Source organism: Pseudomonas sp. FG43, assembly GCF_057809175.1.
The window spans coordinates 340,474-365,316 of the sequence record NZ_JBMDJL010000001.1 but is presented as its reverse complement, the minus strand read 5'-3'; the positions used below and the strand labels follow the sequence as shown (position 1 = coordinate 365,316).

At 58.2% G+C, this 24,843-nt stretch carries 25 protein-coding genes and 2 pseudogenes; 16 read left to right on the top strand and 11 right to left on the bottom strand.

Going from position 1 to position 24,843, the window contains the following annotated elements:
• The first annotated feature begins 3 nt into the window (after window positions 1–3).
• The 4 genes from ACODS3_RS01675 to ACODS3_RS01660 are packed head-to-tail and all read left to right on the top strand — an operon-like array spanning window position 4 to window position 2,055.
• Window positions 4–474 carry an arsenate reductase ArsC gene (locus ACODS3_RS01675; RefSeq protein WP_489032968.1) on the top strand — a complete coding sequence of 157 codons (471 nt, stop codon included), beginning with the start codon at window positions 4–6 and terminating at the stop codon, window positions 472–474.
• Window positions 475–520: 46 nt separating this feature from the next.
• Window positions 521–1,234 carry an arsenical resistance protein ArsH gene (arsH, locus tag ACODS3_RS01670; protein WP_489032966.1) on the top strand — a complete coding sequence of 238 codons (714 nt, stop codon included), beginning with the start codon at window positions 521–523 and terminating at the stop codon, window positions 1,232–1,234.
• Window positions 1,235–1,259: 25 nt separating this feature from the next.
• A complete protein-coding gene (gene arsC, locus ACODS3_RS01665; RefSeq protein WP_489032964.1) occupies window positions 1,260–1,682 on the top strand; it encodes an arsenate reductase (glutaredoxin) in 423 nt (140 codons plus the stop codon).
• Window positions 1,642–2,055 carry a hypothetical protein gene (locus ACODS3_RS01660; protein WP_489032962.1) on the top strand — a complete coding sequence of 138 codons (414 nt, stop codon included), beginning with the start codon at window positions 1,642–1,644 and terminating at the stop codon, window positions 2,053–2,055. Before arsC ends, ACODS3_RS01660 begins: the two co-directional genes overlap by 41 nt.
• Window positions 2,056–2,211: 156 nt before the next feature.
• On the opposite strand, the pseudogene ACODS3_RS01655 reads toward ACODS3_RS01660, so the two are convergent.
• Window positions 2,212–2,616 (bottom strand): annotated as a pseudogene (locus ACODS3_RS01655) (arginase family protein); the annotation flags it as partial.
• A gap of 120 nt (window positions 2,617–2,736) precedes the next feature.
• On the opposite strand from ACODS3_RS01655, the gene ACODS3_RS01650 reads away from it, so the two are divergent.
• The 3 genes from ACODS3_RS01650 to ACODS3_RS01640 all read left to right on the top strand — a co-directional run bounded on the left by ACODS3_RS01650 (window position 2,737) and on the right by ACODS3_RS01640 (window position 4,854).
• A complete protein-coding gene (locus ACODS3_RS01650) occupies window positions 2,737–3,306 on the top strand; it encodes a GNAT family N-acetyltransferase (RefSeq protein WP_201006407.1) in 570 nt (189 codons plus the stop codon).
• 88 nt (window positions 3,307–3,394) lie between these two features.
• The gene (gene tesB / locus ACODS3_RS01645; RefSeq protein ID WP_201006405.1) at window positions 3,395–4,264 is read left to right on the top strand and encodes an acyl-CoA thioesterase II; all 870 of its coding nucleotides are present in this window, start codon (window positions 3,395–3,397) and stop codon (window positions 4,262–4,264) included.
• A complete protein-coding gene (locus ACODS3_RS01640; RefSeq protein WP_201018702.1) occupies window positions 4,261–4,854 on the top strand; it encodes an HAD family hydrolase in 594 nt (197 codons plus the stop codon). The genes tesB and ACODS3_RS01640 overlap by 4 nt, the downstream gene beginning before the upstream one ends.
• A 46-nt stretch (window positions 4,855–4,900) precedes the next feature.
• Here the strand turns inward: ACODS3_RS01640 and ACODS3_RS01635 are convergent, their stop codons facing one another.
• The 5 genes from ACODS3_RS01635 to ACODS3_RS01615 form a co-directional block, all read right to left on the bottom strand.
• Window positions 4,901–5,890 (bottom strand): alpha/beta hydrolase, encoded by a 990-nt coding sequence (locus ACODS3_RS01635; protein ID WP_201018703.1) that lies wholly within the window; start codon window positions 5,888–5,890, stop codon window positions 4,901–4,903.
• Window positions 5,891–5,894: 4 nt separating this feature from the next.
• Complete coding sequence (gene ypfJ, locus ACODS3_RS01630; protein WP_201018704.1) at window positions 5,895–6,779, bottom strand: KPN_02809 family neutral zinc metallopeptidase; 885 nt, start codon at window positions 6,777–6,779, stop codon at window positions 5,895–5,897.
• 91 nt (window positions 6,780–6,870) lie between these two features.
• Window positions 6,871–8,148 carry an MFS transporter gene (locus ACODS3_RS01625; protein WP_201018705.1) on the bottom strand — a complete coding sequence of 426 codons (1,278 nt, stop codon included), beginning with the start codon at window positions 8,146–8,148 and terminating at the stop codon, window positions 6,871–6,873.
• Window positions 8,149–8,302: 154 nt separating this feature from the next.
• Window positions 8,303–9,388, bottom strand: a complete 1,086-nt coding sequence (gene trmA / locus ACODS3_RS01620) for a tRNA (uridine(54)-C5)-methyltransferase TrmA (RefSeq protein WP_201018706.1) — start codon at window positions 9,386–9,388, stop codon at window positions 8,303–8,305.
• Entirely contained in the window at window positions 9,385–10,680 is a 1,296-nt protein-coding gene (locus ACODS3_RS01615) for an NCS2 family permease (protein WP_201018707.1), read from the bottom strand. Before ACODS3_RS01615 ends, trmA begins: the two co-directional genes overlap by 4 nt.
• A 448-nt stretch (window positions 10,681–11,128) precedes the next feature.
• On the opposite strand from ACODS3_RS01615, the gene ACODS3_RS01610 reads away from it, so the two are divergent.
• The 3 genes from ACODS3_RS01610 (at window position 11,129) to ACODS3_RS01600 (ending at window position 13,914) form a co-directional block, all read left to right on the top strand.
• A complete protein-coding gene (locus tag ACODS3_RS01610; protein ID WP_201006393.1) occupies window positions 11,129–12,568 on the top strand; it encodes a cytochrome ubiquinol oxidase subunit I in 1,440 nt (479 codons plus the stop codon).
• A 3-nt stretch (window positions 12,569–12,571) separates the two neighbouring features.
• On the top strand, window positions 12,572–13,579 hold the full coding sequence (cydB, locus tag ACODS3_RS01605; protein ID WP_201006391.1) for a cytochrome d ubiquinol oxidase subunit II: 1,008 nt from the start codon (window positions 12,572–12,574) through the stop codon (window positions 13,577–13,579).
• 167 nt (window positions 13,580–13,746) lie between these two features.
• A complete protein-coding gene (locus tag ACODS3_RS01600) occupies window positions 13,747–13,914 on the top strand; it encodes a DUF2474 domain-containing protein (protein ID WP_122318115.1) in 168 nt (55 codons plus the stop codon).
• 79 nt (window positions 13,915–13,993) lie between these two features.
• Here ACODS3_RS01600 and ACODS3_RS01595 read toward each other — a convergent pair whose 3' ends face one another.
• Together ACODS3_RS01595 and ACODS3_RS01590 are read right to left on the bottom strand one after the other, a co-directional pair.
• Window positions 13,994–15,118 carry a methyltransferase gene (locus ACODS3_RS01595; protein ID WP_489032956.1) on the bottom strand — a complete coding sequence of 375 codons (1,125 nt, stop codon included), beginning with the start codon at window positions 15,116–15,118 and terminating at the stop codon, window positions 13,994–13,996.
• Window positions 15,119–15,249: 131 nt separating this feature from the next.
• Complete coding sequence (locus ACODS3_RS01590) at window positions 15,250–15,483, bottom strand: helix-turn-helix domain-containing protein (protein WP_201006388.1); 234 nt, start codon at window positions 15,481–15,483, stop codon at window positions 15,250–15,252.
• Between the two features lie 338 nt (window positions 15,484–15,821).
• Here ACODS3_RS01590 and ACODS3_RS01585 point away from each other — a divergent pair, with 338 nt between their 5' ends.
• Entirely contained in the window at window positions 15,822–16,598 is a 777-nt protein-coding gene (locus ACODS3_RS01585) for a ferredoxin--NADP reductase (RefSeq protein WP_489032954.1), read from the top strand.
• A 66-nt stretch (window positions 16,599–16,664) separates the two neighbouring features.
• Here ACODS3_RS01585 and mscL read toward each other — a convergent pair whose 3' ends face one another.
• Entirely contained in the window at window positions 16,665–17,111 is a 447-nt protein-coding gene (gene mscL / locus ACODS3_RS01580) for a large-conductance mechanosensitive channel protein MscL (protein ID WP_201006384.1), read from the bottom strand.
• Window positions 17,112–17,296: 185 nt separating this feature from the next.
• Here mscL and radA point away from each other — a divergent pair, with 185 nt between their 5' ends.
• Complete coding sequence (radA, locus tag ACODS3_RS01575) at window positions 17,297–18,664, top strand: DNA repair protein RadA (RefSeq protein ID WP_201006382.1); 1,368 nt, start codon at window positions 17,297–17,299, stop codon at window positions 18,662–18,664.
• Window positions 18,665–18,814: 150 nt separating this feature from the next.
• On the opposite strand, the gene ACODS3_RS01570 is transcribed toward radA, so the two are convergent.
• Window positions 18,815–19,183 carry a PilZ domain-containing protein gene (locus ACODS3_RS01570; RefSeq protein WP_489032952.1) on the bottom strand — a complete coding sequence of 123 codons (369 nt, stop codon included), beginning with the start codon at window positions 19,181–19,183 and terminating at the stop codon, window positions 18,815–18,817.
• A 285-nt stretch (window positions 19,184–19,468) separates the two neighbouring features.
• Between ACODS3_RS01570 and ACODS3_RS01565 the strand changes: the two genes are divergently transcribed.
• From ACODS3_RS01565 to yjiA, 3 genes are all read left to right on the top strand, one after another.
• Window positions 19,469–21,544 carry a carbon starvation CstA family protein gene (locus tag ACODS3_RS01565; RefSeq protein WP_201018713.1) on the top strand — a complete coding sequence of 692 codons (2,076 nt, stop codon included), beginning with the start codon at window positions 19,469–19,471 and terminating at the stop codon, window positions 21,542–21,544.
• A 27-nt stretch (window positions 21,545–21,571) separates the two neighbouring features.
• Window positions 21,572–21,769, top strand: coding sequence for a YbdD/YjiX family protein (locus ACODS3_RS01560; protein ID WP_201006376.1), 198 nt, complete (start codon window positions 21,572–21,574; stop codon window positions 21,767–21,769).
• 160 nt (window positions 21,770–21,929) lie between these two features.
• The gene (yjiA, locus tag ACODS3_RS01555; protein WP_201018714.1) at window positions 21,930–22,910 is read left to right on the top strand and encodes a GTPase; all 981 of its coding nucleotides are present in this window, start codon (window positions 21,930–21,932) and stop codon (window positions 22,908–22,910) included.
• 129 nt (window positions 22,911–23,039) lie between these two features.
• Here the strand turns inward: yjiA and ACODS3_RS01550 are convergent.
• Window positions 23,040–23,216: pseudogene (locus tag ACODS3_RS01550) on the bottom strand (LysR family transcriptional regulator); the annotation flags it as partial.
• Between the two features lie 431 nt (window positions 23,217–23,647).
• On the opposite strand from ACODS3_RS01550, the gene ACODS3_RS01545 reads away from it, so the two are divergent.
• On the top strand, window positions 23,648–24,817 hold the full coding sequence (locus ACODS3_RS01545; RefSeq protein WP_489032949.1) for an MFS transporter: 1,170 nt from the start codon (window positions 23,648–23,650) through the stop codon (window positions 24,815–24,817).
• Window positions 24,818–24,843: the final 26 nt, after the last annotated feature.

The following is a 24,843-nucleotide window of genomic DNA, read 5'->3' as shown; positions in this document are numbered from 1 at the left end:
TCCATGAAAGTCCTGTTCATGTGCACCCACAACAGCTGTCGCAGCATCCTGTCCGAGGCAGTGTTCAATCATCTGGCTCCGGCTGGAATCGAGGCGGTCAGCTCGGGCAGCTTCCCAAGTGGTCGCGTAAACCCGCGAGCCTTGCAGACACTTCAAAGTGCCGGCATCTCCACGGAGGGTCTGAGTAGCAAATCCTCTGACGCCTTTGAAGGTTCGCCACCCGATATCGTAATTACGGTCTGTGACCGGGCAGCCGGTGAAGCTTGCCCAGTATTTTTCGGGCCCGCGCTGAAAGCGCACTGGGGGCTGTCCGACCCTTCCGAAATGACGGCATCAGAGGCTGAAATCACAACTGCATTTGAGTCGACCCTGGTGAAGATCCAGGAGAGAGTAGGCGTATTTCTGAGCCTGCCTCTGAGCACGATGAGAGCTGACGAACTGAAAGCTGAATTGAATCGCATCGGCACGCTTTAGGCCGACAGTCCGGGCTCGGTTACCAAAGAGCCCGAAGGAGTTTTTTATGCAAGACACACTACCCAACGTACAGGCCGATCTGATCGACATACCGTCGCTGGAGCGACTGGCGACCAGTACCCCGTCAACGCACAAGCCGCGCATCCTGTTGCTCTACGGATCGACCCGAGAGCGCTCGTTCAGTCGGTTGGTCACTCAGGAAGCTGCACGCCTGCTTGAAGAGTTTGGCGCCGAAACCCGGATCTTCGATCCGTCAGGTCTGCCACTCCCGGACGATGCGCCTGATAGCCATCCGAAGGTGCTGGAGCTGCGTGAGTTGATGCAATGGTCAGAGGGCCAAGTCTGGTGCTCGCCCGAGCGTCACGGCGCCATGAGTGCAGTATTCAAGGCCCAGATTGATTGGGTGCCGCTTGCAATTGGTGCGGTACGGCCAACACAAGGGAAAACCCTGGCAGTGATGCAGGTCTGCGGTGGTTCTCAGTCGTTCAACGTGGTTAATCAGTTACGCGTTCTTGGGCGCTGGATGCGGATGTTCACCATCCCGAATCAATCCTCGGTCGCCAAGGCGTTCACTGAGTTCGATGACTCCGGTCGGATGAAGCCTTCGTCCTACTACGACCGTCTGGTGGACGTGATGGAGGAGCTGATGAAATTCACGATCCTGTTGCGGGATCGCCAGGACTATCTGGTGGATCGCTACTCAGAGCGTAAAGAGTCAGCGGCAGAGCTATCGCAGAGAGTTAACCAGCGCTCTATCTAATCCAACTCCAAAGGGAGCAATCGCCATGAGCGAGATCACGATCTACCACAACCCTCAGTGCGGGACGTCACGTAACACATTGGGACTGATCGGTAACAGCGGAGAGGAACCCACGGTAATCGAATACCTGAAGACCCCGCCTGACCGCGACACGCTGGTAGGTTTAATCAACGCCATGGGTACTGGGGTACGTGCATTGCTCCGTATCAAAGGTACGCCTTATGAGGAGCTGGGGCTGGCCAATTCCGAGCTGACCGATGACCAGCTTATCGATGCAATGATGGCGCATCCGATTCTGATCAATCGTCCAATCGTCGTTACACCACTAGGAACGCGGCTGTGTCGCCCCTCAGAGGAAGTCCTCGATCTGTTGCCGCAAAAGCAGCTCGGGAGATTTGCCAAGGAGGATGGCCAACTGCTTGTTGATGATGACGGCAACAGGGTTTGACGAGTCCTGCAGCGTTGCAGTGACCGGTCATGGCCGATTTCTGCCCGTGACCGCTGCCAACTTTGAGCCGAGCGCCGTCGGTTCCTCATTCATGGACGTGGGATATTCCCAACGCCCTTATAGTCGAGATGAGTGGTTGCTTGAGCTATCGTATTCGGACCATCCCAGCCACACCCTCACCCGTTACAGCCGTGACCAGAGCTTCTCGATCATTCGTGCCCAGCGGTCGTTCATCCTGGTAATGGCGGTAGGGTCAATCGTTGATACCTTCATTGGCGGCCAACTGCTCGGCCTTATTCCCACCAACTACTTGCTGCCACTGCTCGCCGCAATCTTGCTGATCTCCTCAGTGAAGGTATGGCGGCACAGCTGAGGCCCCTAGTATTGAGGTGCCAAGCAGCCTCCGGTTGGCGGGCCCTGGATCTGTAAACTATTAGCTCGAAAACCCTCGTTTGTGGCTTTTCTGATCTCGTTTTAGGTAGAAAAGTCAGCTATTTTCAAAGAGATGCCGTCTTTGTTTACAGATTTGGTCGGCATAATGGCAGAACCCGGCCGGGTAGTCGTAGTGCGCATGATGGGTGCCGCCTGCAAGATGGCAGGCCAGGCCATGCTTGAGCGCCTGTTCTGCGGTCAGCAGAGAACCGCCCACTGCACGAATGGTGCGTCGGGCCAGATCTTCGCTCCAGGGCAGGCCCAGCCGGCGTTGGTCCTCGCGTGACAGCTCTCCGCTGAGGTAGCGCTGGATATAAGAAGGGTCATGAGCCAGTGCCAGAATGTCGGCCGGGCACAGTTCCGGGCGCAGAAGCTGGGTGTCCAGGACCAGGCCGCTGTCGACCAGGTGATCGCGCAGCAGGCGGAACTTGTCCATGGGGAAGCGATGGTCAGCCGGGAAGTTCGGGCTGTAGTCATCATGATAGATAAGCGGCAGGGACATTTTACGTCCGGTCTGGGGTCGAAGCCGGATAGTGCCAGTAATGCAGGCCGTCGCACAGCAACCTTGAGCGTCGACAGGCTACACTGGCGCAATCATTTGCGTGGTTACAGGGAGGAATCGATGGAGCCGATACTCAAACTCGATAGCGCACGGCTGCTGATGCGGCAATGGCGTGATGATGACCTGCCCACATTTGCCGCCATGTGCGCGGACCCGCAGGTCATGCGCTACTTCCCCGAGCCCATGAGCCGTCTTGAAAGTGCTGCCATGATCGGGCGCGTGCGCGGTCATTTTGCTGAACTGGGCTTTGGCCTCTGGGCTCTTGAGCGCAAGGACAACGGGGCTTTTATCGGTTTTACCGGGCTTGGAGTGGTGGGCTTCGATGCGCATTTCACGCCTGCGGTGGAAATCGGCTGGCGTCTGGCGCGTGAGCATTGGGGGCTGGGCTTTGCCAGCGAGGCGGCCTGGACCGTTCTGGGCTGTGGTTTCGAGCGCCTGGGGCTTGAGGAAATCGTGTCGTTCACGGCGGTGAGCAACGAACCATCGCAGAAAGTGATGCAAGCCATCGGCATGCAGAACAATCCGCCCGATAACTTCGAGCATCCCGGTTTACCTGACGGGCACCCGCTCAAACCTCATGTGCTGTACCGAATAAACCGTGAACAGTGGCTCAACACGCTCAAACCTTGATTCAGCCAGTCGCGTTAAATTCTGTATCATTTCAACCCTGCCGCGCAGGCCTTGCGTGTGCGGGTATGTTTTGTGCGAGGAGTCGTGAATGAGCCAAGTGTTGGATGATCTGGTCGAGCTGCTGACGCTGGAACCTATCGAGGAGAACCTTTTTCGCGGTCGCAGCCAGGACCTTGGCTTTCGCCAACTGTTCGGTGGGCAGGTGCTGGGCCAGTCGCTGTCGGCCGCCAGCCAGACGGTGGAAGAAGACCGCCATGTTCATTCCCTCCACGGCTACTTCCTGCGTCCTGGCGATGCCGCCTTGCCTGTGGTCTATCAGGTTGACCGTGTCCGTGACGGCGGCAGCTTCAGCACCCGCCGCGTGACGGCGATCCAGAAGGGCAAGCCGATCTTCACGTGCAGCGCATCGTTCCAGTATGACGAAGAGGGATTCGAGCATCAGACCACGATGCCGCAGATCGCCGGTCCGGAAAACCTGCCATCGGAGCTGGAGCTGCTGACTCAGCGTGCGCACTTGATCCCCGAGGCGATGCGCGACAAGTTTCTGTGCCCCAAGCCTATTCAGTTTCGCCCGGTAACCGCCGAAGACCCTTACAATCCCAAGCCCGGCGAACCGGTCAAATACGTCTGGTTCCGTGCCGATGGCACCTTGAAGGATGTGCCGGCGCTGCATAAATACATGCTGGCCTATGCCTCGGACTTCAACTTGCTGACCACTTCCTTGCTGCCTCATGGCAAGACGGTCTGGCAGCGTGACATGCAGGTCGCCAGCCTGGATCACTCGTTGTGGTTCCATAGCGACCTGCGCGCCGATGAGTGGTTGCTGTATGCAATGGACAGCCCATGGGCAGGCAACTCCCGAGGTTTCTCTCGCGGCAGTATCTTCAACCGCGCCGGGCAACTGGTCGCGTCGGTCAGCCAGGAAGGGCTGATTCGCCATCGCAAGGACTGGTCATGAGCCTCAAGCATATTCAGAACTGGGTGTTCGACATGGACGGCACCCTGACGATTTCCGTACATGACTTCCCGGCTATCAGGCGAGCACTGGAGATCCCGCTGGAAGACGACATTCTCGGACATCTGGCGGCATTGCCTGCCGATGTCTGCGCGGCCAAACATGCATGGCTGTTGGAGCATGAGCGCGAGCTGGCGCTGGCCTCACGGCCGGCGACAGGGGCTGTCGAGCTGGTACGGGAGCTGGCCGGGCGCGGCTATCGTCTTGGCATTCTGACCCGCAACGCCCGTGAACTGGCCTACATCACGCTGGAAGCCATCGGGCTGGCGGACTGCTTTGCGCAAGAGGATGTACTGGGGCGAGACGAAGCGACGCCAAAACCGAACCCCGCCGGTCTGCTCAAGCTGGCTGGTGCATGGGACGTTGACCCTGCGCAGATGGTCATGATCGGCGATTACCGTCATGACCTGGACTGTGGCCGGGCGGCAGGCGCAAAGACGGTGCTGGTCAACCTGCCTGAAAATCCGTGGCCGGAGCTGGCTGACTGGCATGTCGCCGATTGTGTGGCATTGCGGGGGATGCTGGATCAGTGATCTTCGCGGATGAGCGGCGCACCGCTCATCCGCGAACGCTGCGCAATCAGAACGGTTTGAACAAAACCGCCTGTCCTTCAGGCGAAGTAAAGATCCCGTCACCGCTGTGTCCGACTTTCGGCACGATGACCAGATGCTGGTTCAGCCCTTCCGGGTGACGTTTTTGCAGGTACTTGAAGTAGTTCTGCCCGCGAGTCAGCCTGTTCGGGCCCTGTGCCTCGGCGGCGCAGGTCTTGTCCAGCGCCGGATGATTGAGGTCAGTGTCCAGTTCGCCCAGCAGATAGGTGATATCGCGTTTCACATAGGCCTTTTCGATGTCCACAGGCTTTTCCTTGCCTGAATAGAACGGCATTTTCTTCAGCCCGTACTTCCAGTCGTCAAAATTGGGGCAGCTTTGCGCCGAAACCGTTTCAGGACGCTCGGCATCGAAATAGGCATAGGAAGACGGGTTGGCGATCACGTAGCGCAGTTTCACGCCTTCACGGTTGAGCAACGCATCTTCCTTGCCGCCAATCATCGCGTAACGCTGCACCACCTGGGCACCCCCGGAATGCCCGGCGATGACGATTTCCTTGAGGTTGGGGAACAGCTTGCTGTCGCTCAGGCGCTTGAGGATATGGTCAATGACGATAAACGAACTGATCGGTTTGGGATCGACGGCCGTGGCACCTTCCATCCAGCTGTTCTGGCGCCAGCGCAGGATCGAGTCGGACAAGTGGTGGGCAACGATATCCTTCTCGTCCAGAAACTGCGGAGCGATCAGCAGGGTCTTGCTGCGCTCCTTGGACTGGTTGGCTGCCCGCTCGATGCTGCGCAGGTAGGTCTGCGCATTGCGCAGGCGACCATGCAGCACGATCACGACGCGCTCGATCCGGGGTTTGGGATGAACCCATTCCTGACTCAGGCCCAGTGTGGCCTGGCTGCCATTGATGGTCAGGCGATCCGGGCTGATCGATTTTACCGCTTGATCCTCGGCATGAGCGCCGAGGCTCGCAAAGGCAGTGCTTAACAACAGGACCAGAAGCGGTTTAATCATGTGCTCAGAGACTCTTGGCGGCGAATGTATCGCATTGGTTGATGTGGCCTTGTGCAAAACCGGTCTTGAACCAGCGTACTCGCTGGGCGGACGTTCCATGGGTGAAGGAATCCGGTACGACCCGGCCACGGCCTTGCTGCTGCAAGCGATCATCGCCAATGGCGTTTGCCGCATTCAGTGCCTCTTCAATATCACCCGGCTCAAGCCAGTTCAAACGCTTTTGTGCGTTGTAGGCCCAAACCCCCGCAAGACAGTCGGCCTGCAACTCCTGGCGGACCAGCAGGCCGTTGTTGCCTTCCATGCGCTGACCTTGTTGGCGAGCCGCCTGGACCTTGGCTGAAATGCCCAGCAGGGTCTGCACATGATGGCCTACTTCATGGGCGATGACGTAAGCCTGGGCGAAATCTCCGGCGGCTGAAAAGCGCTGGGACATCTCGCGGAAAAACTCCAGGTCCAGATAAACCTGCTGATCGGCCGGGCAGTAGAAAGGGCCTGTGGCAGAGGTCGCAAAACCGCACGCCGAGTTTACCTGACCGCGGAACAGCACCAGAACCGGGTCCTTGTACTGGCGACCGTTCTGAGCGAACACGGCGCGCCAGGTATCTTCGGTGTCGCCAAGAATGCTGCGCACAAACTCGGTCTGCTGATCGTTGGCGGGCGGTGCCTGTCGGGTCTGCGGGCTGACTTGAGGGGATTGTTGCGTCATTTCCCCGGTGAGTTGCCCGAGGATCTGCATCGGGTCCTGGCCAGTCAGCAAACCGAAGGCGACGATAATCACCACGCCGCCCAGGCTGAGGCCCTTGCCACCGATGCGCATGCCGCCACCGCCGCTACTGCCATCGCGGGCATCGACTACGTTGTCGCTGCGTCGGCCTTTTTTCCACAGCATTCTGGAAGTCCTCCGCTGAACTCTAGAGAGTGTTGCTGGTGATACGTCACTCCGCCAGTCCGGCCGTCCAACTGTATGGACTCATCGGGTGTCACACCGGTTTTGCCCGTTGCTCGTTCTCTACAGGCGGCGACGCATCGGCAAAGTGATTCACTCGCCGCAAGCTTTTGAAGCCGACCATCCAGGCACCGACGACACCCAGCGTACACAGACCACCCATGATCGCAGCGGGGATCGGGCCGATCAGGGACGCGCTGGTGCCTGCGCGGAACTCACCCAGCTCGTTGGATGAGCCGATAAACAGCATGTTGACCGCATTGACCCGACCGCGCATGGCATCCGGTGTCGAGAACTGCACCAGAGCCGAACGAATATAGACGCTGACCATGTCCGCGGCCCCGGCAATCAGCAGGGCAAGACAGGACAGCCAGAAGAGGGTAGAGAGGGCAAATACCAGATTCGCCACGCCGAACACACCTACCGCCAGGAACATGGTCATGCCGACATTGCGATCCAGAGGCCGCATGCTCAGGTAAACCCCGGTGGCCAGTTCGCCCAGGCTCATGGCGGCGCGCAGCGCACCCAGCCCTTGCGGCCCCAGATGCAGGACTTCATGGGCGTAGATCGGCAGCAGTGCTACCACGCCACCCAGCAAGACCGCGAACAGGTCCAGAGAAATGGTGCCCAGAATGATCGGGCGCGAGCGAATGAAGGCAATGCCTGCGGTAAAGCGCTGCCAGGCTCCGTCGCCCAGATCCACAGGTTTGCCCGCGAAGGGAGTTGCGACGCGGCTCAGGCACAGAATGCCGACCAGAAACGAAACCACGCAGGTCGAATACGTCAGTTCTGCGCCGCCCAGCGCATACAGCCCCCCACCGATCAATGGCCCGGCCACGGTGGAGCAGCGCATGATGACGCTGTTGGTGGCGATGGCCGAGGCGAGTTTTTCACGTGGCACGATCTGTGGTAGCAGGCTTTGCAGTGCAGGCCCGGTGAATGCACGGGCGCAGCCATAGAGCACCAGGGCGCCGTAGATCAGGCGCAGGTCTTGCAGCTTGAGCGCTGAAAACAGTAAGAGGATCAGCCCGCACAGCGCCTGCACCGCCCAGCTTATGCTCAGGATCAGCTTGCGGTTGTAGCGATCGATCAGATCCCCGGCCGGCATGAGCAGCAGCAACATGGGGATGAACTGGGCAAGACCCACATAGGCCAGCGCCATCGGCTCGCGGGTCATGTCATAGACCTGCCAGGCCACGACTATGGCCTGGATCTGCATGGCGAAGACCGCCAACAGCCGTGCAAGGATGAAATTGATGAAGCCTGGCTCGCGGGACAGTTTGACTGATGAGGCGGGGGATTCAGAACTCAAGACAGATATCCATCGAAGCGGTGAATACGCGGGTGGCGTTATACCTTAGCCGATGGAGCGCTACACATGAAGTAACTAAATAGTTTTGTGTGGTGTTGTTCGCGAATGAATTCGTTCCTGCAAGGTGTGAGCGAATTCATTCGCGAAAGGGCAGTCAACGCCTGACCAGCAAAACCCCTGATTCCATATGGTGCGTATAAGGAAACTGGTCGAACAGCGCGCAACGCTCGATCCGGTGCGTGTCGTGCAATTGGGCGATGTTGGCGGCCAGGGTTTCCGGGTTGCAGGAAATGTACAGGATGCGCTCGAAACGGCGGGTCAACTCGCAGGTGTCCGGGTCCATGCCTGCGCGTGGCGGGTCGACGAACACGTTGGCGAACTCATAGCTCTTCAGGTCCACGCCCTGCAGACGGCGAAAAGGCCGTACGTCATTCAACGCCTGGGTCAGCTCTTCGGCGGAGAGGCGCACCAGCGTGACGTTATCCACCGAGTTATCATCCAGGTTGCTCAGCGCGGCATTCACCGAGGTCTTGCTGATTTCGGTCGCCAGTACCTTGCGCACGCGGGTGGCCAGCGGCAGGGTGAAGTTGCCGTTGCCGCAATACAGCTCCAGCAAATCGTCATCACGCTCGCCCAGCGCGTCATAAGCCCAGTTGAGCATTTTCTGGTTCACCGTGCCGTTTGGCTGGGTGAACGCGCCTTCAGGTTGGCGATAGCTGAACGTGCGACCGGCGACTTCCAGTTTTTCGGTCACATAATCGTGGCCGATCACCAGACGCTGGCCTTTGGAGCGGCCGATCAGGCTGACATTCAGCTCTGCCGCCAATGCCTGTGCTTCGACTTGCCATTCATCGTCCAGAGGGCGGTGGTAGCACATGGTAATCATGGCGTCCCCGGCCAGGGTGGTCAGGAAGTCCACCTGAAACAACTTGTGGTTCAGCGTCGGGCTGGCCTCCCAGCGCTCGCGCAGAACAGGCATCAACGCATTGATACGTTCGCTGGCGATGGGCAGGCCTTCGAGCAGGATCGGCGTCTTGTTGTCGCCGGGGGCGAACATCGCGTAATAGCGCTTCTGGTCTTCGCGCCACAGGCGAAACTCGGCACGCAGGCGGTAATGCTCGCGCGGCGAGTCGAATATCTGCGGCTCGGGTGCGTCGAAGGGAGCCAGCAGCTCACGCAACCGGACGGCTTTTTCTTCGAGCTGACGGTCGTAGCTCGCGGGATCGAAAGGAACACTCATGCGTTGAACCAGCCCAGCTTGATCACGAACAGAATCGACAGGATCACCAGCGCCGAGTTCAGCTCGCGCCCGCGTCCCGAAAGCAGCTTGATTGCTGTCCAGGAAATGAAGCCAAAGGCGATGCCGTTGGCGATGGAGTAAGTGAAAGGCATGGCCAGGGCGGTAATCACCACGGGGGCCGCGACAGTGAGGTCGTCCCAGTCGATTTCAGCCATGCCGGACGCCATCAGCACTGCGACGAACAGCAATGCCGGTGCCGTGGCGAAAGCAGGCACGCTGCTGGCCAGTGGCGCGAAGAACAATGCCAGCAGGAACAGTACCGAGACGACGATGGCGGTCAGGCCTGTACGGCCACCGGCGCTGACACCTGCTGCGGATTCGATGTAGCTGGTCGTGGTCGATGTGCCCAGCAGCGAGCCGGCCATGGCCGCGGTACTGTCTGCGATCAGCGCACGGCCCATCTTTGGCATGTGCCCGTCCTTGCCCATCAGCCCGGCGCGTTTGGCGACGCCGATCAGCGTGCCGGAGTTATCGAAGATATCCACGAACAGGAAGGCGAAGATGATGCTGACCAGGCCCACGTCCAGCGCGCCCATGATGTCCAGTTGCAGGAAGGTCGGAGCCAGGGAAGGTGGCATCGACACGACGCCGCCGAACGGTGTGAAGCCCAGCGCAATGGACGCGAGGGTAGTGACCAGAATGCCGATCAGGACTGCGCCGCGCACCTTGAGCTGATCCAGCGCAACGATCAGGAAGAAGCCCAGGGTCGCCAGAACCGGAGCCGGTTGTTTCAGGTCGCCCATGCCGATCATGGTGGCCGGGTTGCTGACCACGATGCCGGCGTTATGCAGGGCGATCAGTGCCAGGAACAGGCCAATCCCTGCTGCAATCGCCGAGCGCAGGGGCAGGGGAATGCTGTTGATGATCCATTCGCGAATCCGGAACAGCGACAGCAGGAAGAACATCACCGCCGAAATGAAGACCGCACCCAGCGCGACCTGCCAGGTATGGCCCATGTGCAGGACCACGGTGTAGGTGAAGAAGGCGTTCAGGCCCATGCCCGGCGCAAGGGCGATCGGGTAGTTGGCGATCAGGCCCATCACGGCCGAACCAATGGCCGCGGCCAGACAGGTCGCGACGAACAGCGCGCCCTTGTCCATGCCGGTTTCGCCAAGAATGCTCGGGTTGACGAACAGGATGTAAGCCATGGCCAGGAAGGTCGTGACGCCCGCGAGAATCTCGGTCCTCACGTTGGTGTTGTGTGCCTTGAGTTGAAACAGCCTTTCCAGCATGTCTGGCTCTCCGTAACGCGGCCCGCGTCGTGAATGATTCGACTCCAGAAGCAAAGCACAGGCTGACGCAGCAGCCCGCCATTTTTGCGAGTCGGAAAAAGCCGCGCATCATACCAGCAGGTTGCGGCTGTTGCTGCTCTGTGAATGGCTCCATCCCGCCCCGCACGCCATGTGTGGGCGAATTCATCCGCGAAAACGCCGCGCACTCGGGGTGAGGCAACTCGCCACGCGGCAAAAGACCACACAACCTGCGGGTCTGAATGGGACTACTCTTTTAACGTCGGTTGACCTGCATCATTGCCCTTGCGCATGAAATGTGAACCGAAAGCATGAAACCAGCATCGAGATACTCATCAGAAGACTTCCGATGCGCCGGACTCCATGACCGTGGGGCAATCGCCGATGGCTTGCTGCCAAAGGCCGGTATCACCTGAATAGAGGAAGAATCATGTTCGGTTTGGAGGCACTAGACCTTGCCCGCATCCAGTTCGCATTCACGATTTCGTTCCACATCCTGTTTCCTGCCATCACCATTGGTCTGGCAAGTTACCTGGCTGTGCTCGAAGGGTTGTGGCTGAAGACCAACAACGACATTTACCGCGATCTCTACCATTTCTGGTCGAAGATATTTGCCGTCAACTTCGGCATGGGTGTTGTTTCGGGGCTGGTCATGGCTTATCAGTTCGGCACCAACTGGAGCCGCTTCTCCGACTTTGCCGGTGCGGTTACCGGACCGCTGCTGACCTATGAGGTCTTGACGGCGTTCTTCCTCGAAGCGGGGTTCCTCGGCGTGATGCTGTTCGGCTGGAACCGTGTCGGCCGTAACCTGCACTTCTTTTCGACGGTCATGGTCGCCATCGGCACCCTGATCTCGACCTTCTGGATTCTGTCGTCCAACAGCTGGATGCAGACGCCACAAGGTTTTGAAATCATCGACGGTCGCGTGATCCCTACCGACTGGTTTGCGGTGGTCTTCAACCCGTCCTTCCCGTATCGCCTGGCGCACATGTCGATTGCCGCGTTCGTGGCGACCGCGTTCTTCGTCGGCTCTTCGGCGGCCTGGCACCTGCTGCGCGGTCGCGATACGCCTCAGGTCCGCAAGATGCTGTCGATGGCCATGTGGATGGCTTTGCTGGTCGCGCCGTTGCAGGCTGTGGTCGGTGACTTCCATGGTTTGAACACGCTCAAGCATCAACCGGCGAAAATCGCCGCCATCGAAGGTCACTGGGAGAACGTCGGTGACGAGCCAACGCCTCTGATCCTGTTCGGCTGGCCCGACATGAAGGAAGAGCGGACCAAATATGCCGTTGAAATTCCGTATCTGGGCAGCCTGATCCTGACCCACAGCCTGGACAAGCAAGTCCCGGCGCTCAAGGAGTTCAAGCCTGAGGACCGGCCGAATTCGACCATTGTGTTCTGGTCGTTCCGAATCATGGTCGGCCTGGGTTTCCTGATGATCTTTACCGGTTTGTGGAGCCTCTGGCTGCGTAAGCGCGATGCGCTTTATAGCAACCGTCCTTTCCTGTACCTGACCTTGTGGATGGGGCCATCGGGGCTGATCGCGATCCTGGCTGGCTGGTTCACCACTGAAATCGGTCGTCAGCCCTGGGTCGTCTACGGCCTGATGCGCACGGCGGATGCATCGTCCGGGCACAGCGTCACGCAAATGAGCATCACCCTGGTCTTGTTTGTGGTTGTCTACTTCCTGCTGTTTGGCGCCGGCCTCGGTTACATGATGCGTCTGGTGCGCAAAGGGCCGAAGAAACACGTCGAACATACGCCGACCGGCGGTCCCGGCCAGAAACGTACGCCAGCCCGTCCGCTCTCCGCTGCCGAAGAAGGCTCCGAAGATGGCGACAACCTCGACAGCCTGAGCAAGGGGAACTGAGTCATGGGTATCGATCTTCCACTGATCTGGGCGGTCATCATCATCTTCGGCATCATGATGTACGTGGTGATGGACGGTTTTGACCTGGGTATCGGGATTCTCTTCCCGTTCATGAAAGACAGCTCCGACCGCGACGTGATGATGAACACCGTTGCCCCGGTCTGGGACGGTAATGAAACCTGGCTGGTACTGGGCGGCGCGGCATTGTTCGGCGCTTTTCCCCTGGCCTATGCGGTGGTGCTGTCGGCACTCTATCTGCCGCTGATCTTCATGCTGATGGGGCTGATTTTCCGCGGCGTGGCCTTCGAGTTCCGTTTCAAGGCCACGGAAGAAAAGCGTCACCTGTGGGACAAGGCTTTCATTGGTGGCTCATTGGTTGCGACCTTCTTTCAGGGCGTAGCGCTTGGGGCTTTCATTGAAGGCATTCCGGTGGTCAATCGCGAGTTTGCCGGTGGCTCACTGGACTGGCTGGCACCGTTTCCGATGTTTTGCGGTCTGGCATTGATCGTGGCTTATGCGCTGCTGGGTTGCACCTGGCTGATCATGAAGACCGAAGGATCATTGCAAAAGGCGATGCATGATCTGGCGCGTCCTCTGGCGCTGGTAATGCTGGCGGTCATTGGCATTGTCAGCCTCTGGACTCCGCTGGCACACCCGGACATTGCGCAGCGCTGGTTCACCCTGCCTAACCTGTTCTGGTTCATGCCGGTGCCGATTCTGGTGCTGGTCACCATGTACGGTCTGTTCAAGGCGGTGGCCCGCAATGCCCATTACACGCCGTTCCTGCTGACCCTGCTGCTGATCTTTCTGGGCTACAGCGGGCTGGGTATCAGCCTGTGGCCCAATATCATCCCGCCATCGGTTTCCATCTGGGACGCAGCGGCCCCGCCTCAGAGCCAGGGCTTCATGCTGGTGGGCACGCTGTTCATCATCCCGTTCATTCTGGGGTACACCTTCTGGAGTTATTACGTGTTTCGCGGGAAGGTGACTGCTGAAGACGGTTATCACTAGGCACTGTATGAAATGTATCTGCGCTCGGTGATGCGGCGTTAAAAACAGGCTCGGAATGCTCATTTACACCCAGTAAACTCCGCTTCCTCGCCTGTTTTTGCCTTGCCTCACCTTCGCTCGAAAACATTTCGTACAGCGCCTCATTTTTAAATCAGAGGAGATTGGCGATGTCTGGCAAAGATTCCATGCACGACAAGGATCCAGCGATGAGCAAGCCGCTCTGGCAGCGGCTGGCCTGGCTGGCCGGTATCTGGGCAGGCAGTGTCTTTGCGCTGTTCATCGTGGCCAGCCTGATGCGCATGTTCATGAACGCAGCGGGACTGACCACCCACTGATCGCCATGCGCTGAATTCCCATCCCGTGTTTCGTGGGCACGGTTTCATGACCCTCCTCGCGGAGGGTTTTTTTTGAGGTTTATTTGCGGGCTTTGAGAATCACGAACTTGGGCGTTGCGGCGACTTGCTCAACACCGCGGAACAAGCGCGCCAGTTTGCTGTGATAGCCCAGATGGCGGTTGCCGACGATATACAGCGCGCCACCGACCACCAGCGATGCTCGCGCCTGCAGGAACATGCGCCAGGCCAGGAAATCACCGACCACCTGTTGCTGATGGAAGGGCGGGTTGCAGAGCACCACATCCAGAGAGTCCAGTTCCTGACTGGCCAGACCATCGCCAGCACGAATCACCACCTCGCGATCTCCCAGCGCCGCTTGCCAGTTCTTGGCGGCCGACTGCACGGCCATGAACGACTCGTCCACCAGCGTGTAATGAGCATCCGGGTTATCCAGAGCACTGGCGATTGCCAGTACACCGTTGCCGCAACCCAGATCGGCGACTCTGGCCGAGCCGAGGTTTTTGGGCAGATAAGGCAGGAAGGCCCGTGTGCCGATATCCAAGCTGTCGCGACAGAATACGTTGGCATGATTGACCAGCTCGATGGCGGGTTGATCGAGCGTGTAGCGGGTCGGGTAAGGCGAGCTCAGGACCTCTCCAGGCTCTGGCGTGCAGAACAGCAGGCGTGCCTTTTTCACGGCCAGCGATGCCTGTACCGGTCCAATATATTCTTCCAGCAGGTCACCGGCTGAGCGCGGCAGGTGCTTGACCATTGCCGCTGCGATCACTCGCGCATCCGGAGCCAGTTGGCCTTGCAGGCGAGCGAGCTGTTCTTCCAGCAGAGCCATTGTCTTGGGAACCCGGATCAGCACCCAGTCGAAAGGGCCGGTCAGCGGCTCGCTGGCAGGGATCACAGGTACGGCGTCGTAGGCCATGCCGTTGCGGGGCAGGTTCTTTTCCAGACCCTGTGCCGCCAGATATGAGTCGGTGCTGCTGACCACCGTTGCATGCTGCGCCAGGCTTGCGGCCAGTGCGCCGAAGCTATCGTTGAGTACCAGCACCTTGCTCTGAAGGGTGAGGCCGATTTCTGCCACGTAATTGAGCAAGTATTCGTCAGCCGCGTCGAATGCCTGCAAGGGCTCATCTTGTTGTTCGGGTTGGCGAATGAGATCAAGTTGAGCGAAAGGACTGGTCAGCACGGGCATGGGCAGAAAAACTCTGGGCAATCGACGTATGTCATGCGAGCCCGGCATCGGATGGGCTCGCTGAGATCGGCAAGTTTACGTGCTTTTTACTGTTTGGCACCCTCCATGTTGGTGGCCGATGGCCGACTTCCTCAGAACATCCCGCTCAAGGCGGCCTGCACGGCCGCAGCCGTTTTGTTGCAAACCCCCATTTTCTGTATCGCGCTGGCGATATGAAAATGAATGGTGCGCTCTTTCAGGCTCAGGATGATTGCGATGTCGCCCGCTGTCTTGCCTTCTGCGGACCATTTGAGGATTTCGATTTCTCGATGGGTAAGGTTTTTTGCGTGAGATGGGGATGGTGAGTTGAGTTCCATGGATCCCATGATCGCCTCCATGCCTTTGATGGCGAGATGTTTCGTATTGTTTAAGCAGTCTAGAAAAAATCCATCGAGTACAAATTGCGGTTATGTCTATCTAGACGAGTGGTGTGATGGCTTTTTTATATCCAAAGGGGTGTCTTTATGGCTGGAACGCTGATGGGAGCTTGGTTGCGGCTTTTCAGGCAGTACAGGCTTTCAACTAATGAATACCGGCCCAAGAACCAAATACTCTAAATCGCTTGTGTGGGAGTCGCTCAAAGCACTACAAACAGCCGGTGTTTATCGAGCGCGCTTTGGGGGACACTGGAGGCCTTTTCCAGCTCCGGAGTCAGAAGCGTCCCATGACCGCCAGCGAAGACAAGTTCACCCGGCAAACACTGCTGCGTGTGACGCCGTTGACCGACAACCTGTTCACCCTGCGTACTACTCGCGATTCCGGGTTCCGTTTTCGTGCCGGGCAGTTCGCTCGCCTTGGCGTGACGAAGGCCGACGGCAGCACGGTATGGCGCGCGTATTCCATGGTTTCTGCGCCTCATGACGAGTTTCTGGAGTTCTTCTCCATCGTGGTGCCAAACGGGGAGTTCACCAGTGAGTTGAGTCGTCTGCGCGAAGGCGACACCTTGCTGGTGGAGAAACTGGCGACCGGATATCTGACGCCTGACCGCTTTGTCGATGGACGAGACTTGTGGCTTTTATCCACAGGCACGGGTGTTGCCCCTTTTCTCTCGATCCTTCAGGACTTCGAGATATGGGATAAATTCGAGCGGATCATCCTTGTCTACAGCGCCCGTGAGGCCAGGGAGCTGGCTTATCAACAACTGATTGCCGAGTTGATGCAGCGGGATTATCTGGCCGAGTACGCCGACAAGTTCCTGTTCCTGCCCACCGTAACCCGCGAACAGCACCCCGGCGCCTTGCATGGTCGCATCACTAGCCTGATCGAAAATGGCGCGCTGGAACGTGCTGCAGGTGTCGAGCTGACGCCCGAGCATTCGCGGGTGATGATCTGCGGCAATCCGCAGATGATCGACGACACAAGGGCCGTGCTCAAACAGCGGAACATGCAACTGAACCTGACCCGTCGGCCAGGGCAGGTTGTGGTGGAGAATTACTGGTAAGTCATTCGCGAATCTGTGGGAGGCAGCTTGCTGGCGATTTCTGAAGCTGCCTCCCACAGTCTTGCTTCAAACTGGACGACCAGGGTCCACAGTAACCGGCGCCGCTGGCTTGTTCTGCTCTTTGAGCAAATCACGGATCTCGCCCAGCAGGACTTCTTCCTTGGACGGCGTTGGCGGCAGAGTCGGGGCCTTGGCTTCTTCGCGTTTCAGGCGGTTGATGGCCTTGACGCCCATGAAGATTGCGAAGGCAACGATGACGAAGTCGAGAACGGTCTGGATGAACTTGCCGTAAGCCAGCAACACGGCGGGCGTCGTACCTTCGGCTGCTCTCAGGGTAATGGCCAGATCACTGAAGTCCACGCCGCCGATCAACAGGCCCAGCGGTGGCATGATCACGTCACCGACGAATGACGAAACGATCTTGCCGAACGCTGCACCAATGATGATACCCACGGCCATATCGACCACGTTACCTTTGACGGCGAAGGCCTTGAATTCGCTTAGTACGCTCATGGGTGATTCCTTGTTACAGAGGGAGATGACCGGATTCAGTGTAATGGAGCAATGTGTATCCTGCTGTGTACATGTGCAATCGACCGGGGTTGGTGCGGTAAGTTTTATCCGGATCGGCAAAAACCGAGTTCCGGCGGCGCGGCATTTGCTGCGTTATCATGCTGCTTTTTACGACTGGGGTTGTCATGGCCAAGGCCAAACGCTTGTACGGCTGCACTGAGTGCGGTGCGACTTTTCCCAAATGGGCTGGCCAGTGCAGTGATTGCGGCGCCTGGAACACGCTGGTTGAAACCATGCTGGAAAGCGGCGCGGCAGCTGCGCCCAGCGGACGTACCGGTTGGGCAGGCTCGCAGGCCCAGATCAAGACCCTTGCCGAAGTCAGTGTCGAAGAGATTCCACGCTTCTCGACCAACTCCAACGAGCTGGACCGGGTCCTGGGCGGCGGCCTTGTGGACGGCTCTGTCGTATTGATCGGTGGCGATCCGGGTATCGGTAAATCCACGATTCTGCTGCAAACCCTGTGCAATATCGCCGAGCGCATGCCAGCCCTGTATGTAACGGGCGAAGAGTCCCAGCAACAGGTGGCCATGCGCGCCCGGCGTCTTGGGTTGCCTCAGGACAAACTGCGGGTGATGACCGAAACCTGCATCGAGTCGATCATCGCCACGGCGCGTGTCGAGCATCCCAAGGTCATGGTGATCGACTCCATCCAGACGATTTTCACCGAGCAACTGCAATCCGCTCCCGGTGGCGTGGCGCAGGTGCGTGAAAGCGCTGCCCTGCTGGTGCGTTACGCCAAGCAGAGCGGCACGGCGATTTTCCTGGTCGGCCATGTGACCAAGGAAGGTGCGCTGGCCGGGCCCCGTGTCCTGGAGCATATGGTGGATACCGTTCTCTATTTCGAGGGCGAGTCGGATGGACGACTGCGTTTGCTGCGGGCGGTGAAAAACCGTTTCGGCGCCGTCAACGAACTGGGCGTGTTCGGCATGACGGACAAAGGGCTCAAGGAAGTTTCCAACCCGTCAGCGATTTTTCTGACCCGTGCTCAGGAGGAAGTGCCCGGCAGCGTGGTCATGGCGACCTGGGAAGGCACGCGCCCGATGCTGGTGGAAGTGCAGGCGCTGGTGGATGACAGTCACATGTCCAACCCGCGTCGGGTGACGCTGGGGCTGGATCAGAATCGTCTGGCCATGCTGCTGGCGGTCTTGCATCGCCATGGCGGCATACCGACCCATGACCAGGATGTGTTCCTCAATGTGGTGGGCGGGGTGAAAGTTCTGGAGACCGCGTCTGACCTGGCGTTGATGGCGGCTGTCATGTCCAGCCTGCGCAACCGGCCATTGCCTCATGATCTGCTGGTGTTCGGGGAGGTGGGGCTTTCCGGCGAAGTCAGGCCGGTGCCCAGCGGTCAGGAGCGCCTGAAAGAGGCCGCCAAGCATGGCTTCAAGCGGGCCATCGTGCCCAAGGGCAACGCACCGAAGGAAGCACCAGCCGGTTTGCAGATCATTGCGGTCACCCGGTTGGAACAGGCGCTGGATGCGTTGTTCGAGTAGGGCTGATCAGTCAAGGCCAAAACAAACTTGTAGGAGGCAGCTTGCTGGCGAAAAAGGCCTTGAAATCGACAGATATTATGCGTCTGTACGCTGAAGTAGCCAGCAAGCTGCCTTCCACAAAGTGATTTTGATCGGAACTCAGTCTCGGACTCAAATCTCGATCAACGCCGCCAGCTCACGATCCAGCTCTGCCGGATCCCCGAGATTAAGCTCCACCAGCCGCTTCAAATGGCTGATCGATTCCAGTCCGATATGCAGGCAGACGAACCCCAGGTGATGGTTGTCGTCATGGGTCAGCTTCACGTCCATCTTCACGTAGGCATCGTCGCTGAGATGGATGTCGACCAGGAAGTGCTCGTCCGGGTCACCCGTCCAGGGTTCCGGCCTTTCGATGAGGAGTCCTTTCAGAGAGAGGTCGAGCAACTGCACTTTCCAGTTGTTGCTGCCCTGGTTGAGGTCGGTCCTGGCATCGAACGCGATGCGCTTGAAGCGACGGCGATCTGAGGGGGAGTCGGTCATCAAGTGAGCTCTCGTGGTATCGACTGACATGTGAGCCAGCGGACATGCCATTGATAATGGCACCCTTGTCTACGCACGATAGACCTGAACGGGGTTGCCGAACAGCCTGTGGGCGATTTTTATTGTCTGGTGTACGCGACGGCAGGAATCTGGCCCCGTGCGAGTCAGATATTTGAGTTTTGACCTGTCAAAAGTGTTCTAGACCATCGTTGGGGGTGGCCTTTCGCTCTGACAGGGCTAAACTCGGAGTGCTTGCCTTCTAGTCAACTCTGCTGGAATAAGAAAATGAAAAATAACAATAGCCTAATGCGCCACGTGCCTTGGCTGCTTCTCGCAATTATTGGGGCTTGTGCCCTGGGGGTGGTGGCACTACGTCGTGGCGAGGCAATCAATGCCTTGTGGATCGTGGTCGCTGCTGTAGCTATTTATCTGGTCGCTTATCGTTACTACAGTCTTTTCATCGCTAACCATGTCATGCAACTCGACCCGCTGCGGGCAACCCCGGCCGTGGTCAACAATGATGGTCTGGACTATGTGCCGACCAACAAGCACATTCTGTTCGGACACCACTTCGCAGCCATCGCAGGCGCAGGCCCATTGGTCGGCCCGGTACTGGCCGCGCAGATGGGTTACCTGCCCGGCACACTCTGGCTGATTGCCGGTGTGGTTCTGGCGGGCGCGGTACAGGACTTCATGATTCTGTTCCTGTCCACACGCCGTAACGGTCGCTCCCTGGGCGACATCGTTCGTGAGGAAATGGGCCGCATTCCCGGCACCATTGCCTTGTTTGGCTGCTTCCTGATCATGATCATCATCCTTGCGGTGCTGGCGCTGATCGTGGTCAAGGCCCTGGCTGAAAGCCCGTGGGGCATGTTCACGGTCATGGCGACAATCCCGATCGCGATGTTCATGGGCGTTTACATGCGCTACATCCGCCCGGGTCGCATTGGTGAAATCTCCATCATCGGCGTGGTTCTGCTGCTGCTTTCCATCTGGATAGGCGGCTCGGTGGCTGCGGATCCGGTCTGGGGCCCCATGTTTACCTTCACCGGTGTGCAAATCACCTGGATGCTGGTGGGCTACGGTTTCGTGGCGGCAATGCTGCCGGTATGGCTGCTGCTCGCACCGCGTGACTATCTCTCTACCTTCCTCAAGATCGGTACCATCGTCGCGCTGGCCATCGGCATCCTGATTCTGGCACCCGAGCTGAAAATGCCGGCTCTGACCCAGTTCACCGACGGTACAGGTCCGGTCTGGAAAGGCGCGCTGTTCCCGTTCCTGTTCATCACCATTGCGTGTGGTGCGGTGTCGGGCTTCCATGCACTGATCTCCTCGGGCACCACGCCCAAGCTGCTGGATAACGAAAAGAACGCCCGCTACATCGGTTACGGCGGCATGTTGATGGAGTCCTTCGTCGCCATCATGGCCATGGTTGCCGCTTCGGTGATCGAGCCGGGTGTGTACTTCGCCATGAACAGCCCGGCTGCAATTGTGGGCAGTGATGTGGTGTCTGTGGCGCAAACCATCAGCAACTGGGGCTTTACCATTACGCCCGAGCAACTGACCGCTGTGGCCAAGGATATCGGCGAGAACACCATCCTGGCCCGTGCCGGTGGTGCTCCGACCCTCGCGGTCGGTATCGCGCAGATCCTGCACCAGGTCCTGCCGGGTGAAAACACCATGGCGTTCTGGTACCACTTCGCGATTCTGTTTGAAGCCCTGTTCATCCTGACTGCTGTGGACGCCGGTACCCGTGCCGGTCGCTTCATGCTTCAAGACCTGCTGGGCAGCTTCGTACCTGCTCTCAAGCGCACCGAGTCCTGGGTGGCCAACGCCATTGGTACAGGTGGCTGCGTCGCACTGTGGGGTTACCTGCTTTATCAAGGTGTGATCGACCCGCTGGGTGGCATCAATACCTTGTGGCCGCTGTTCGGTATCTCCAACCAGATGCTGGCCGGTATTGCCCTGATGCTTGCCAGTGTCGTGCTGATCAAGATGAAGCGTCAGCGTTACGTTTGGGTGACCTTGCTGCCTGCATCCTGGCTGCTGATCTGCACCGTGACCGCGAGCCTGATCAAGCTGTTCGACTCCAACCCTGCCATTGGCTTCCTGGCACTGGCCAAGAAGTACAGCACCGCAGCGGATGCCGGTCAGATCCTGGCTCCGGCCAAGACCATGGACCAGATGCAGCACGTGATCTTCAACGCTTACACCAACGCCGGTCTGACCATCCTGTTCCTGTTCGTCGTGTCCAGCATCCTGTTCTACGCGCTGAAAGTCGGCCGTGCGGCTTGGATCAAGAAAGAGCGCAGCGACAAGGAAATGCCATACCAGGCCATGCCTCCGGGATCGCAGGTGTGATAACGGTCATGAAGAGAGGATCAGCCCATGTTCAATGACCTGAGTCGCCTCGGGAAATACCTCGGTCAGGCCGCGCGTCTGATGGTGGGTATGCCTGACTACGACACCTATGTCGAACACATGCAGGCCAAACACCCGGACAAGCCGTTGATGAGCTACGAGGAGTTCTTTCGGGAACGACAAGAGGCTCGTTACGGCGGCAAGGGTGGTCCCAAGTGTTGCTGACCCTCTGATCTGCGTTATTGTCTGAATCGACGCGCCACAGGCCAATACCTGTGGCGTTGTCGTTTTTACAGGTCTCTGCAGGACTGATCGGTATTACTCTGTAGGACCGGATTCATCCGGGAAGGCGATATACCGGACACATTGAATTGCTGGAGTACACATGACTGTTGCGCAACCCATCCCCGTAACCGTATTGACCGGCTTTCTGGGAGCAGGCAAGACCACTCTGCTGCGCCATTTGCTCAAGGCCGAACATGGCCTGAAAATCGCGGTAATCGAAAACGAATTCAGTGATGCCGGCATTGATAGCCAGTTGCTCGGCACAGACCCCGTGCAAGTCATGACGTTGTCCAATGGCTGCGTCTGCTGCACCATCCACACCGACCTGACCAAAGCCCTGTACCTGCTGCTGGAACGACTGGACAGCGGTGAAATCGCCTTCGACCGACTGGTGATCGAATGCACCGGGCTTGCCGATCCGGCTCCCGTTGCGCAAACCTTCTTCATCGATGAAGAACTGCGCGAGCGCTACATCCTCGACGGCATCATCACGCTGGTGGATGCTGCCCATGCCGACACCCACCTGGCCCAGACCATCGCCCAGGCACAGATAGGCTTCGCCGACCGCCTGCTGGTGAGCAAGCGCGATCTGGTGGATGAAGAAGCCTTCCAGGCTCTCTCGTCCCGCCTGACCCGTATCAACCGCCGCGCACCGATTCGTATCGTTGAACACGGCAAGATCGATCTGGCCGAATTGCTGGATGTCAGAGGCTTCAACCTCAACGCCGACCTCGGTGGTGGCGTCACCCTGCGCCCGCTTGCCCCGGCTGGAACATCCGCCGACCGCATCTCCAGCCTGGTGCTGCGCAGCGACAAACCGCTGGATATCGACAAGCTCAGCGAGTTCATGAACGAACTGCTCGAAGATCACGGCAAACAACTGCTGCGCTACAAAGGCGTGCTCAATATCGCAGGCGAGCCCCGGAGAATGGTGTTCCAGGGCGTGCTGAAACTCTATGGCTTCGACTGGGATACCGAATGGGCAGAAGACGAAAAACGCGAAAGCGTGATCGTGTTCATTGCCGATGAATTGCCGGAAGAGAAGATTCGGGCAGCGTTTTCCGCGATGGTGGGGGCGTAACGGGTTTTATGAAAAGCGGCGTTGCTGGCTATGGGTTCGCCATCGTCCGTTGCCGGTCGATTCTGTTGAAAGTCGACTTTTTCAACAGAGTCGGCCAATAGTTGGCACCCGGGTCAGGCTTAATGGGGTCTATCCCCTCAGAACAAGAGACATGTCCGAGTATTTGTCACACATGAAGTCGACGAATGCGCGAACCTTTGGAGCCGCAAGCCGCCTGGATGTGTGCAAGACCCAAAGTGCGGGCTCCACACCTGACACCGTTCCCCACTGAACCAACTCACCGCTGGCAAGCTGGTTCCAGGGGTACCGCTGGTCGACTGCCGTTATCTGCCCAAACCTGCCGCTCAGTGAAGATGGAACAGTCTCAAAATTAACCCCGAGGCTTTCTCACCATCAGCCTCGTAGAGGTTATGCAATGAAACTTGATCGGTAAGTTTGTGTAGGTTGAAGTGGTTATAGAACGCTTGGCCCAATCGCTGATGCTCAAAGCTCCCTTGGTTCCACAACCGGATGAACTCCTCATAAGCGGCGCGCTCGATCTGCAACGAAAAATTGCTTCCCATCTTCAGGGCCCCATCAAGGCAGTGTTTCAGCTCAGAAATCCCCTACATACATTAATAAATAGCACTGCAAAAATAGCCATTCAACTGCCGGAAGTTTGATTTCCGCTTTTTCGTGCCTCTTCCAATGAGCTGAATAACAGCACATACAACTCACCGTGGCCTAGCTACCTCACCATGAAAATCAACAGCCATATTGTTATCTCTTGTCTGGCCGTGCTGACGGCGCAGTCAGGCATAACCCTCTATCTCCCGTCCTTGCCCTCAATTGTCGAAAGTTATCATGCCAGCCCCGGTTTTTCGGCGCTGACACTTTCGGCATTTCTGGCGGGGATGGGGTTGCCGATGTTGCTGTGGGGCAGAGTGGCGGCCTTGCTGGGGGGCAGGGCAACTATGATCTGGGCGCTTTTGCTGTTTTCTATCAGCAGCCTGGGTGTTGCGCTATCGGCCGACACTGGCATGTTCATTATCTGTCGCACTGTTCAAGGAGCGGCTGCCGGAGGTATTTCGGTCATGGCTCGTGTGTTGTTACGCGATAATTTCAGTGCGCAGCATTTGGCAAAGGCTCTGAGCTGGCTGTCGATCTGCTTTGTGATATCGCTGGGTCTGGCGCAGTTTGCTGGTGCGTTGATACATACAGCCTGGGGCTGGAGGGCAGTTTTTTTCACAAGTGCAGCTTTGGGCTTTTTATTGATCTTTCCTGTTATGCGATACACCCCGGGTGGAGCGCCTGATCGTCGGGCCTCAAGCCCAGGTCGAAAAATATACGGCACCCTCATTCAAGACGTTCAATTCATGCGACCAGTATTGGCGGGGGGCTTGGGTTATGGCGTGATTATTCTTTTCGGAGCCAGTGCCCCAGCGCTCTTTCAGCTTCGCTTCAACTGGACTTCCGTGGAGTATGGCTGGATGGGGTGGCCAGTCAGCGGTGCCTATATGCTTGGTGCCTTGTCGGTCGGTTGGCTGCTTTTAAAACGCAGTCAGGATCAGAGCCTGATGCTTGGGTTGAAGCTTCTGGCATTGGGTGCCTTGCTGATGGGGGCAGGGCAGTTCCTGTTTCCGGCAACAGGCTCTGCTCTGTGGCTACCTTACTGTTTATTGCTTGTCGGTCAGGGCATCGTTTACCCACTTTGCCAATCCCTTGCCAATCAGAGTGCGTCTGCCAGCGGTCCCTACGCCATGGCGTTGACCGGATTCATACATCAGGCGATGGCTGCATGCTGTGGGTTGATAGCCGGTGTTTTGCCGCCGGGTCAGCCAGGGCCATTCACGCTTGTCTGTATCGTGCTTGCAACTCTGGCGCTATGTATCTATTCCGCAGGCCGCGTGAAAGCCCCCCATAAATGAAAAAGCCCGGACTCAAGAGCCCGGGC

Excerpts from the sequence above, each read along its gene's own strand:
- arsC (WP_489032964.1), top strand. The coding sequence starts at position 1,260 with ATGAGCGAGATCACGATCTACCACAACCCTCAGTGCGGGACGTCACGT.
- trmA (WP_201018706.1), bottom strand. The coding sequence starts at position 9,388 with ATGAGTGTTCCTTTCGATCCCGCGAGCTACGACCGTCAGCTCGAAGAA.
- ACODS3_RS01595 (WP_489032956.1), bottom strand. The coding sequence starts at position 15,118 with ATGCCCGTGCTGACCAGTCCTTTCGCTCAACTTGATCTCATTCGCCAA.
- arsH (WP_489032966.1), top strand. The coding sequence starts at position 521 with ATGCAAGACACACTACCCAACGTACAGGCCGATCTGATCGACATACCG.
- ypfJ (WP_201018704.1), bottom strand. The coding sequence starts at position 6,779 with ATGCTGTGGAAAAAAGGCCGACGCAGCGACAACGTAGTCGATGCCCGC.
- ACODS3_RS01570 (WP_489032952.1), bottom strand. The coding sequence starts at position 19,183 with ATGACCGACTCCCCCTCAGATCGCCGTCGCTTCAAGCGCATCGCGTTC.
- ACODS3_RS01585 (WP_489032954.1), top strand. The coding sequence starts at position 15,822 with ATGACCGCCAGCGAAGACAAGTTCACCCGGCAAACACTGCTGCGTGTG.
- ACODS3_RS01615 (WP_201018707.1), bottom strand. The coding sequence starts at position 10,680 with ATGCTGGAAAGGCTGTTTCAACTCAAGGCACACAACACCAACGTGAGG.
- radA (WP_201006382.1), top strand. The coding sequence starts at position 17,297 with ATGGCCAAGGCCAAACGCTTGTACGGCTGCACTGAGTGCGGTGCGACT.
- ACODS3_RS01640 (WP_201018702.1), top strand. The coding sequence starts at position 4,261 with ATGAGCCTCAAGCATATTCAGAACTGGGTGTTCGACATGGACGGCACC.
- ACODS3_RS01675 (WP_489032968.1), top strand. The coding sequence starts at position 4 with ATGAAAGTCCTGTTCATGTGCACCCACAACAGCTGTCGCAGCATCCTG.
- ACODS3_RS01635 (WP_201018703.1), bottom strand. The coding sequence starts at position 5,890 with ATGATTAAACCGCTTCTGGTCCTGTTGTTAAGCACTGCCTTTGCGAGC.
- ACODS3_RS01600 (WP_122318115.1), top strand. The coding sequence starts at position 13,747 with ATGTCTGGCAAAGATTCCATGCACGACAAGGATCCAGCGATGAGCAAG.
- yjiA (WP_201018714.1), top strand. The coding sequence starts at position 21,930 with ATGACTGTTGCGCAACCCATCCCCGTAACCGTATTGACCGGCTTTCTG.
- ACODS3_RS01565 (WP_201018713.1), top strand. The coding sequence starts at position 19,469 with ATGAAAAATAACAATAGCCTAATGCGCCACGTGCCTTGGCTGCTTCTC.
- cydB (WP_201006391.1), top strand. The coding sequence starts at position 12,572 with ATGGGTATCGATCTTCCACTGATCTGGGCGGTCATCATCATCTTCGGC.
- ACODS3_RS01590 (WP_201006388.1), bottom strand. The coding sequence starts at position 15,483 with ATGGGATCCATGGAACTCAACTCACCATCCCCATCTCACGCAAAAAAC.
- ACODS3_RS01650 (WP_201006407.1), top strand. The coding sequence starts at position 2,737 with ATGGAGCCGATACTCAAACTCGATAGCGCACGGCTGCTGATGCGGCAA.
- ACODS3_RS01560 (WP_201006376.1), top strand. The coding sequence starts at position 21,572 with ATGTTCAATGACCTGAGTCGCCTCGGGAAATACCTCGGTCAGGCCGCG.
- ACODS3_RS01545 (WP_489032949.1), top strand. The coding sequence starts at position 23,648 with ATGAAAATCAACAGCCATATTGTTATCTCTTGTCTGGCCGTGCTGACG.
- mscL (WP_201006384.1), bottom strand. The coding sequence starts at position 17,111 with ATGAGCGTACTAAGCGAATTCAAGGCCTTCGCCGTCAAAGGTAACGTG.
- ACODS3_RS01660 (WP_489032962.1), top strand. The coding sequence starts at position 1,642 with ATGGCCAACTGCTTGTTGATGATGACGGCAACAGGGTTTGACGAGTCC.
- ACODS3_RS01610 (WP_201006393.1), top strand. The coding sequence starts at position 11,129 with ATGTTCGGTTTGGAGGCACTAGACCTTGCCCGCATCCAGTTCGCATTC.
- tesB (WP_201006405.1), top strand. The coding sequence starts at position 3,395 with ATGAGCCAAGTGTTGGATGATCTGGTCGAGCTGCTGACGCTGGAACCT.